The organism is Mycobacterium arosiense ATCC BAA-1401 = DSM 45069, assembly GCF_002086125.1.
GTDB classification, from domain to species: Bacteria; Actinomycetota; Actinomycetes; order Mycobacteriales; family Mycobacteriaceae; genus Mycobacterium; species Mycobacterium arosiense.
In genome coordinates this window covers 1-9,043 of record NZ_MVHG01000134.1, presented here as the reverse complement: position 1 = coordinate 9,043, position 9,043 = coordinate 1, and the positions used below count along the sequence as shown (strand labels likewise).

Genomic DNA, 9,043 nt, shown 5'->3' with positions numbered 1-9,043 from the left:
AGACAAGCCACACCCCACCCGGAGGTTCTCCTCACATCAAGCCAACACGCCTGCTACCAACGTCTGGTCCGAGTACAACTAGATGGCGTGCGTCTTGCGCGTCGTCGCCAATGATTTCGACGACCTGCACGCCCCGGCGGTGCAGCCGGGCGATCGCGAGTTGGGCGGCGCGTACCGCGGCGCCGTGCCCCGACACCGGATTGGTCAGCGCGATCACCTTGCCGATTTCTCGGCGGCGCAGTGGTGTCACGGAATCAGCTTGCCGGGATTGAGAATTCCGGCCGGATCCAATGTCGCCTTGACCGCGCGTAGCACCTGCACTCCCAGTTCGCCTATCTCGTCGCGCATCCACGGCCGGTGGTCCACGCCGACCGCATGGTGGTGGGTGATGGTCCCGCCGGTGGCCATGATGGCATCCGACGCGGCCTTTTTGGCGGATTTCCACTGCTCGATCGGATTACCCCGCTGCCCGGCCACGACGGTGAAGTACAACGAGGCGCCGGTCGGGTAGACGTGCGAGATGTGGCACATCACCAGCGCCGGCGTGCCCGTTTCGGCGAGTGCATCGGTAAGTGCCTGAGTTACAGCCGCTTTCAGAGCGGGAATGTTCGACCAGTCGGTGGCCGTCTCCAGCGTTTCGCACAGGGCGCCGGCCGCGAGCAGCGAGTCGCGCAGGTACGGGGCGCCGAAGCGGCCGCGCTCCCAGGCTTGCGCCGGTCCTTCGCCCAGCGAGGTTCCGCCCTGGGCCGCCAGCAGCGCGCTGGTTTCGGCGTGCCGGCTTCCGACGTGTTCCTTGGTGCCCTCGAACACGGTGATGGCCAGGCATCCGCCGGTGATCTGCGATTCGCCGATCGCCTCGGTGGTGGCCAGGTTGACCCCGGTCTCGGCCTCGTCGGAGAGCCGAATCACGGTGGGGCCGGTGGCATTCTGGGTGACGGCGCGCAGCGCCGCTGCCCCGGTCTCGAAGTCGGGGAACGACCACGCCTCGTAGCGGATGGCTTCCGGCGCGCGGTGCACGCGGAGCCGCACCTCGGTGATGACGCCCAGGGTGCCCTCCGAGCCGATCAACAGCGCACGCAGGTCGGGGCCGGCGGCCGATTCCGGTGCGCGACCCAGGTCCATGATGCCCACTGGCGTGACCACGCGTAGCCCCCGCACCATGTCGCTGAACCGCCCGTAGCCCGCCGAGTCCTGCCCGGAAGAGCGGGCCGCGGCAAACCCGCCGATGGTGGCGTACTCGAAGCTCTGCGGGAAATGGCCGAGCGAAAAGCCTTGCGCGCCAAGGAGTCGTTCGGCGTCCGGTCCGGTGACCCCCGCGCCGAAAATGGCCTGGCCGGATACCTCGTCGAGCGAGATCAGCCGATCGAAACGGCGTAGGTCAAGCGAGACGACGGCGGAGAACCCCGCGCGGACGGGATTGAGCCCACCGACCACGCTGGTGCCCCCGCCGAAGGGTACGACGGCAATGCGATGTTTTGAGCAGTAGCGCAGCACGCCGGCCACGGCTTCGTCATCGCCGGGAAGCAGCACGGCGTCGGGCGCATCCTGCGGGCCGCGATCCGCGCGGGTGAGCAAGTCGATGGTGGACTTGCCGCCCGCGTGCAGCAGCCGATCGGCGTCGGCGGTGCGGCAGTATTCGGCGCCGACGATGGCGGCGAGCGCGTCGGCATCCGCCGGCGACAACGCCGACGGGCGCAGTCGCACCTGCTCGGGTCGCAGTTCGGCCGTGCAGGACCCCTCGACCCCCACGGCCTGCTGCAGCAATGACCGGATCCCCTCCGAGAGCGGTTTGGCCGCCGCGGGATCGCCCCACGCGTTCCACTTCATCGGCGGCAGGAGCCCCTGGGGATGCGTCATGCGTTACAGTATTACACATGTTGTCAATCCGTAATCCAGAGCTGGATACCGGAGAACGCATCCTCGCGGCCGCGGCCAGCTGTGTGGTGGATTTCGGCGTCGAACGCGTGACCCTCGCCGAGATAGCCCGACGCGCGGGCGTCAGCAGGCCGACGGTGTACCGCCGGTGGCCGGACACACAGTCGATCGTGGCGGCGTTGTTGACCCAGCACGTCACCGAGGTGATGCGTGACGCGCCGTTGTTGGGGGACGATCGCGAATCGCTTGTGCGACAGATAGTTGCGGTGGCCGACTTGTTGCGTGCGGACCGGTTGGTGATGTCGGTGCTGCACTCGGACCTCGCGTCGACGTACATCACCGAACGCCTGGGGACCAGCCAGCGCATGCTGATCGACGCCCTTGCCGCCCGGCTGCGGGTGGCTCAGCGGCATGGCAGCGTCCGGCTCGGCGATCCGGTCCAGATGGCGACCATGGTGCTGCTGATCGCGCAGTCGACCATCCAGTCGGCCCGGATCGTCGAGTCGATGCTCGACGCCGACGCGCTGGCCACCGAACTTGCCTACTCGCTGAACGGATATCTGTCGTGATATCTGATCCGACCGCCCTGAACGGCGCGCGCCGTGCGGCCGATCTGACCGCGCTCGCCGACGGTGAGCCACTGGACGTCGTGGTGATCGGCGGTGGCATCACCGGTGCGGGGATCGCGCTGGATGCCGCAGCGCGCGGGCTGCGGGTGGCGCTGGTGGAGAAACACGATCTGGCCTTTGGCACCAGCCGCTGGAGTTCCAAGCTCGTCCATGGTGGCCTGCGCTATCTGGCGACGGGCAACGTGGGCATCGCCCGGCGCAGCGCCATCGAGCGCGGAATCTTGATGACGCGCAACGCCCCTCACCTGGTTCATGCGATGCCGCAGGTGGTGCCGCTGCTGCCGTCGATGAGTCCGGGCAAGCGAACCCTGGTGCGGGGCGGCTTCCTGGCCGGCGACGCGTTGCGGTTTCTGGCGGGCACCCCGGCCTCGACATTGCCGCGCTCGCGGCGGATTTCGGCCGGGCGCGTGGTGGCGATGGCTCCGACGGTGCGGCGTGACGGCCTGGACGGGGGCTTGCTGGCCTACGACGGTCAATTGATCGACGACGCCCGCCTGGTCACCGCCGTCGCGCGCACCGCGGCGCAGCACGGCGCCCGAATCCTGACCCACGTGTCGGCGTCGCGGGCCACCGGCACCTCGGTGCGGCTGACCGACATGCGCGGCGGCGAATCGTTCGACGTCTCTGCGGGCGCGGTCATCAACGCGGCCGGGGTGTGGGCGGGCGAGATCGACGGCTCGTTGCGGTTGCGGCCCAGTCGCGGCACGCATCTGGTCTTCGACGCCCATTCCTTCGGCAATCCGATTGCGGCGCTGACGATTCCGATACCCGGTGAGCTCAACCGCTTCGTCTTCGCCATGCCCGAACAACTGGGCCGGGTCTATTTGGGGCTGACCGACGAGGCGGCTCCCGGCCCCATTCCGGATGTGCCCGAACCGTCGGTCGACGAGATCACGTTCCTGCTCGACACCGTCAACACCGCACTGGGGACCGCGCTCACCGCCACGGACGTGATCGGCGCCTACGCGGGGCTGCGGCCGCTGATCGACACCGGCGAGGGCCGCACCGCCGACGTCTCGCGCGAACACGCCGTCGTCGAATCGGCGTCCGGGGTGATCAGCGTGATCGGTGGCAAGCTGACCGAATACCGCCACATGGCGCAGGATGTGCTGAATCGCGCGATTCGGGCCCGCAGGCTGCGCGCCGCGAAATGCCGGACCCGCAACCTCCCGCTGATCGGAGCCCCGAGCAATCCCGGGGTGATCGCGGCACCCGGCGCGGAGTTGCCGGTGTCGCTAATGCAGCGCTTCGGCGCCGAGGCGCCCAAGGTGGTCGACGCCGCGTCCTGCGACCGGCCGACCGAGCCGGTCGTGGACGGAATCGACGTCAGCAGAGCGGAGTTCGAATACGCGATAACGCATGAGGGCGCGCTGGATGCCTCCGACATCTTGGACCGGCGGACCCGGATCGGGCTGGTGCCGCGCGATCGAGAGCGGGCCGTCGCTGTCGCCGAAGAATTCATGACCCGCTTCGGCTGAGGTTATCATCAAGCGGAACTAGTCCGTATCGTTAGGAACATATGCAGCCCGAAAGCGGTCATCCGAGCGCGTCGAGCCGGACCCGAAACCCGGGACGGCTCGATCGATCGCTGGACGCGGCGATCCTCGACGCGACCCTGGCCGGCGTCGCCGAAGTCGGCTATGACCGGTTGAGCATGGACGACGTCGCGTCGCGCGCCGGCGTCGGGAAGGCGGCGATCTATCGTCGCTGGCCGTCCAAGGCGGTAGTGGTCGCCGATGCCATCGCGCATTGGAGGCGGCGGCGGGGCCCGCTCGAACCGCCCGACACCGGCAGCCTTCGCGGCGACATCGACGCGCTGGTTGCGGCCACGCCTGACCTGAATGATGCTGATACGCACATGCTTCGGGTGATTGTCGGGGTGGCGACCGCCGCCATGCACAACCCCGTCCTGGCGGCCGCCCTGGACGACCTGGTGCTGTCGACGCCGCGGCAGGTGGTCCGCGCGGTGCTCGACCACGCGGTCGCTCGGGGGGAAATACCGGCCGGCCGCGACTTGAGCCTGATCCCAGACGTCGCGCTGAGCCTCAACGTGCTGCGGGTGATCACCGGACGGCCGATCGACCGGGTCTATGTCCGGCGCGTGCTCGAGGACGTGATCCTGCCGATGGCCGGGGGACCGGCCCCGTAGTTGTTGCGCATCCCGTCGCGCCGTGCCAGATTAGAGCAAGACGGAACTAACTAGTTCCGTCTGAATGGGAGACAGCGATGGATGTGAAGCATGTCCCGGTGCTGATCGTCGGCGCGGGAGCCGCCGGCCTGGCCACCTCTGCGCTGCTCGCCAAACACGGTGTTCGCTCGCTGGTGGTCGAAAAACGCAAAGAGGTGTTCATCTACCCGAAGGCGCGTAACCTGAGCTTCCGCAGCCTGGAGATTTTGCGCGGCCTTGGATTGGCAGACCAGGTCCACGCGATCGCCCACGGCGTTTCCGACATGCTGACCAAGCCGACGCTCAACAGCGCCGAACAGCATGAGGCGCTCGACGTCAACGCGATCTTCGCGCCGTTCAAGGACCTGAGCCCGGAGCCCGGCGGCCAGTACTGCCCGCAGAGTGCCTTCGAACCGATCCTGCTCACCCACATCCGCCGGCACGGTAGCGAGGCGCGCTACAACACGGAGTTGGGCTCGTTCGACCAGGACGAAAGCGGCGTCACCGCGGTCATCCGCGATCGCGAGTCGGGCGCGACCGAGACGGTACGCGCCGACTATCTCGTCGCCGCCGACGGAGTGCACAGCCCGATCCGCGACGCGCTGGGCGTGACGACCTCCGGCTACGGGGCACTGCCGATCTATGTGGTGTTCGTCTACTTCCGGGCGCCGTGGCGACAATTCGCCCGCGACCTCAATGCGGGCGACTGCATCCAAGTTAAAAATCCAGAAGTTGAGGGCATCTTTCTGCCGGTGTGCGACGACTTCGGAATGTTCATCAGCACCTACTTTCCCGCCCGCGGCGAATCCGCCGAACAGTTCACCACGCAGCGGTGCCGCGAGATGCTGACGAAAGCGATCGGCGAGCCGATCGACGTGGAGATCATCGACGTCGCGCCGTGGCAGCCGTACGAGCGGGTCGCCGACCAATTCCGCTGCGGTCGAGTGTTTCTCGTCGGTGACGCGGCCCACACCATGCCGCCGTTCAAGGCGGGCGGGGCCAACACCGCCATCCAGAGCGCGCACAACCTGGCCTGGAAGCTGGCTAGCGTCTTGAACGGGGCCGCCGGCCCGGCCTTGTTGGGCACCTACCATGCCGAGCGGCACCCGGTCGGGCGCTTCAACGCGCGCCAGTCACTCACCGGGCCGTCGCTGGCCTTCCTTCGGTCGGACGACGACCGGCCGCTATTGCCGCCAGACGAAGAGGTGCCCATGTTCGCGCTGCTCATCGGATACCGATACCGTTCTGCCGCAATAATTTCCAACGATCCCGTTCCTACGGACCCGGACGCCGTGTCGCTGGTCGAAGAATTGCGCGGGCAGCCCGGCACCCGGGTCCCGCACGCCTGGGTCGTCGACGCCGGGAAGCGGGTCTCCACCCTCGACCTGCTCGGGCCTGGTTTCACGCTGCTCACCGGAGACAACGCCTTTGAATGGTCGGACGCCGCGGCCCGCGCGTCGAAGACCGCCGGCGTCCCAATTAGCGTGCGGCGCATCACAACCGCGCTCGACTCCGATGGCTCGTGGGCCGGCGCCACCGGACTCGGGCCCGAAGGGGCGTTGCTGGTACGCCCTGACGACTTCGTCGCCTGGCGCGCCGACGAGCTCCCGCGCTCGCCCGGGGACGACCTCGGCCGAATGTTGTGTCGGGTGCTCGCCCGCACGCCATGACCGGCCCGCCTCAGGAGTTCCTGGACCCCTGAGATACCACCGCGAGCAGACGCAGAATCGCACTGCGCGACGGTCTTCAGTGCGATTCTGCGTCTGCTCGCCATCGTTAGCCGGCTTTGCGTGCACGGTCCAAATGGGTGGCGATGCGCATGGCAAGTCGCTCGGGTTCGTGCCTCACATCGTGGACGACGATAGGAATTACCGTCCATCCTAGTTCCTGGATTCTGCCCGATCTCGTTTTGTCTCGGAGCATCTCGCTGCGTCCCGCATGCCACTCGATGCTTTCGTATTCAGCCGCTAAGTGCATCTCCGGCCATGCGAAGTCGACCCGCCACAATTCACCGTCGCGACCACGAATTGGGAATTGAAGTTCGGGGAGCGGGAGCCCGTGGTCGATCATTACGAGTCGAGCCTCGCTTTCCATCGCGGATTCCGCACGTCCGTCGGCGAAGTGAAGAAGTCCCCGCACGGCCACTATGCCGCGACGGCCCCGCTGCTCGGCGACCGCATGTTCGAGTTCTGCACGGCTGCAACGCATCGAACGCAATGCCGCGTCAAGTGTTGCGAATGCCCGAGGACGTGGCAACTGCCTCGCGACTTCGATAGCCGTCCAGGCAGGTCTGGTTGCGAGTCGCCCTGCTATCCGTTGCAATGGGGCGCCAGTGCGTTGGTGAACCATCAGGCCGACTGTGGGACGCATTCGTACGCCGGGATCGAGTATGTGGATTGCGGTCGCGTTTTCCGTGTCGAAGCCGTACAGGTAGGCGGCTGTGCTCATGCAGACAACGGCGTGCTGCCCCATGAAGATGTCCAACGCCGTCAGGCGACCTGAGAGGTCTGGCTCCTTAGCGGCGTAAACCCCATACCAGACGCGCTTGAGGCCACCGTTTCGAACTTGGACATCGAGCTGCTGTCGAGTCATTACCGTCAGCAACTGTGCGGTAGTGGCGAACCCGCCAGCCTGCTGTAAGACTGCGAGCGCTCCAACATGCACCGCCAGAGCATGCGAGGAGCACGCCGTATTGGCGAGTCACCGCTGGGGATAGACCGCCGAGCAGACGCAGAATCGCACTGCACAGCGCGCGCTTGTGCGATTCTGCGTCTGCTCGCGGGAAAAGGGGACTACAGCGGGATGTTCTTGTGGCGGCCGCGGCGCGCGGGCGCCTGGGCCAGCGCCTCGGTGAGCTTGCTGCGGGTGTGCGACGGGTCGATCTTCTCGTCGACCACGCCGATCTCGATGGCGCTGTCCACGCCGCCCGCGATCCGCTCGTGCTCAGCGGCCAGCTGGTCGTGCAGCGCTTCGCGCTCGTGATCGGGCGCGGCGGCCAGCTTCTTCTTGTGCAGGATGCCGACGGCGGCCTTGGCGCCCATCACCGCCACCTCGGCATCCGGCCATGCGTACACCTTGGTGGCGTTCAGCGACCGAGAGTTCATCGCAATGTAGGCCCCGCCGTAGGTCTTTCGGGTGACCAGCGTGACCCGCGGAACCGTGCACTCACCGAACGCGTGCAACAGCTTGGCGCCCCGGCGCACCACGCCGCCCCACTCCTGGTCAACGCCGGGCAGGTAACCGGGCACGTCGACGATGACCACCAGCGGGATACCGAACGCGTCGCACAGGCGCACGAAACGCGCTGCCTTCTCGGCGCTTTCGGAGTTCAGGCAGCCGCCCAGGCGCAACGGGTTGTTGGCCAGCACGCCGACCGTGCGGCCGGACAGCCGGCCCAGCCCGATCACCATCGACGGCGCCCAGTTGGCCTGGAACTCGTCGAACGGCGTCTCGTCGTCGAGGATCGCGGTCACGATCGGGCGCACGTCGTAGGCCCGCCGCGCCGATTCGGGCAGCAGCGCGTGGATGTCGGTGTCACCGGCCTCGGCCTTGTTCCGGTCGAAATGCCCCTGCTGGCAGAACAACCCGACCAACCGGCGACCACGCTCGTAGGCGTCGAGCTCGTCGTCGGCGACGATGTGGCACACCCCGGACTTTTTGTGGTGGGTCTCGGGGCCACCCAGCGAGCACATGTCCACGTCCTCGCCGGTGACGCTGCGCACCACGTCGGGCCCGGTGACGAACACCCGGCTTTCCGGCGCCATCACGATGACGTCGGTCAGCGCCGGCCCGTAGGCGGCGCCGCCGGCCGCGAAGCCGACGACCACGGAGATCTGCGGGATGTAGCCGGACGCCCGGATCATCGCCTCGAACACCAGGCCCACCGCGTGCAGCGCCTTCACGCCCTCGGCCAGCCGGGCACCGCCGGAGTGCCAGATACCCACGATCGGGCTCTGCTCCTCGATGGCGGTGTCGTAGGCGTTGACGATGTGCGTGCAGCCCTCGATGCCCATGGCACCGCCCATGACCGTGCCGTCGGTGCAGAACGCGATGGTGCGTACACCGTTCACGGTCCCCGCGGCGGCCAGCACGCCGGAGCGATCACGCTCGTGCAACAGCTCGACGGTGTCGTCGTCGAAGAAGGTGCTCAAGCGCAACAGCGGGTCGCGAGGGTCGAGCGACTCGCCAACCGTCTCGGGGGCCGTGATAGTCATCGCAGGTCTCCTGATATTCGGTGTTGCTCGGTTCAGTACCGCCCGAAGGCGATGGCCACGTTGTGCCCGCCGAAGCCGAACGAGTTGTTGATGGCGTACTCGTAGTTGCCGGGGCGGGGTTTGCCGGCCACGACGTCCAGGTCGATCTCGGGGTCGAG

At 67.5% G+C, this 9,043-nt stretch carries 8 protein-coding genes and 1 pseudogene; 4 read left to right on the top strand and 5 right to left on the bottom strand.

Translation table 11 applies throughout. The features are described 5' to 3' along the window. Positions 1-43: 43 nt before the first annotated feature. Both BST14_RS26865 and BST14_RS26860 read right to left on the bottom strand, forming a co-directional pair. Positions 44-250 (bottom strand): annotated as a pseudogene (locus BST14_RS26865) (diacylglycerol kinase); the annotation flags it as partial. Continuing rightward, positions 247-1,827 (bottom strand): FAD-binding oxidoreductase, encoded by a 1,581-nt coding sequence (locus tag BST14_RS26860; RefSeq protein WP_142279636.1) that lies wholly within the window; start codon positions 1,825-1,827, stop codon positions 247-249. The gene BST14_RS26860 and the pseudogene BST14_RS26865, both read right to left, overlap by 4 nt. Before the next feature lie 47 nt (positions 1,828-1,874). On the opposite strand from BST14_RS26860, the gene BST14_RS26855 reads away from it, so the two are divergent. From BST14_RS26855 to BST14_RS26840, 4 genes are all read left to right on the top strand, one after another. After that, entirely contained in the window at positions 1,875-2,444 is a 570-nt protein-coding gene (locus BST14_RS26855; RefSeq protein ID WP_083067336.1) for a TetR/AcrR family transcriptional regulator, read from the top strand. Continuing rightward, the gene (locus tag BST14_RS26850) at positions 2,441-3,982 is read left to right on the top strand and encodes a glycerol-3-phosphate dehydrogenase/oxidase (protein WP_083067335.1); all 1,542 of its coding nucleotides are present in this window, start codon (positions 2,441-2,443) and stop codon (positions 3,980-3,982) included. The genes BST14_RS26855 and BST14_RS26850 overlap by 4 nt, the downstream gene beginning before the upstream one ends. A gap of 41 nt (positions 3,983-4,023) precedes the next feature. Further along, the gene (locus BST14_RS26845) at positions 4,024-4,653 is read left to right on the top strand and encodes a TetR/AcrR family transcriptional regulator (protein WP_083067334.1); all 630 of its coding nucleotides are present in this window, start codon (positions 4,024-4,026) and stop codon (positions 4,651-4,653) included. A 77-nt stretch (positions 4,654-4,730) separates the two neighbouring features. Next, a complete protein-coding gene (locus BST14_RS26840) occupies positions 4,731-6,341 on the top strand; it encodes an FAD-dependent monooxygenase (RefSeq protein ID WP_083067333.1) in 1,611 nt (536 codons plus the stop codon). 106 nt (positions 6,342-6,447) lie between these two features. On the opposite strand, the gene BST14_RS26835 is transcribed toward BST14_RS26840, so the two are convergent. The 3 genes from BST14_RS26835 to BST14_RS31260 form a co-directional block, all read right to left on the bottom strand. Then, on the bottom strand, positions 6,448-7,335 hold the full coding sequence (locus BST14_RS26835) for a type IV toxin-antitoxin system AbiEi family antitoxin (RefSeq protein WP_083067332.1): 888 nt from the start codon (positions 7,333-7,335) through the stop codon (positions 6,448-6,450). A gap of 128 nt (positions 7,336-7,463) precedes the next feature. Further along, positions 7,464-8,885, bottom strand: a complete 1,422-nt coding sequence (locus BST14_RS26830; RefSeq protein ID WP_083067331.1) for an acyl-CoA carboxylase subunit beta — start codon at positions 8,883-8,885, stop codon at positions 7,464-7,466. Between the two features lie 32 nt (positions 8,886-8,917). After that, the coding region (locus BST14_RS31260) for a hypothetical protein (RefSeq protein ID WP_245845448.1) at positions 8,918-9,043 on the bottom strand (126 nt) is incomplete at its 5' end.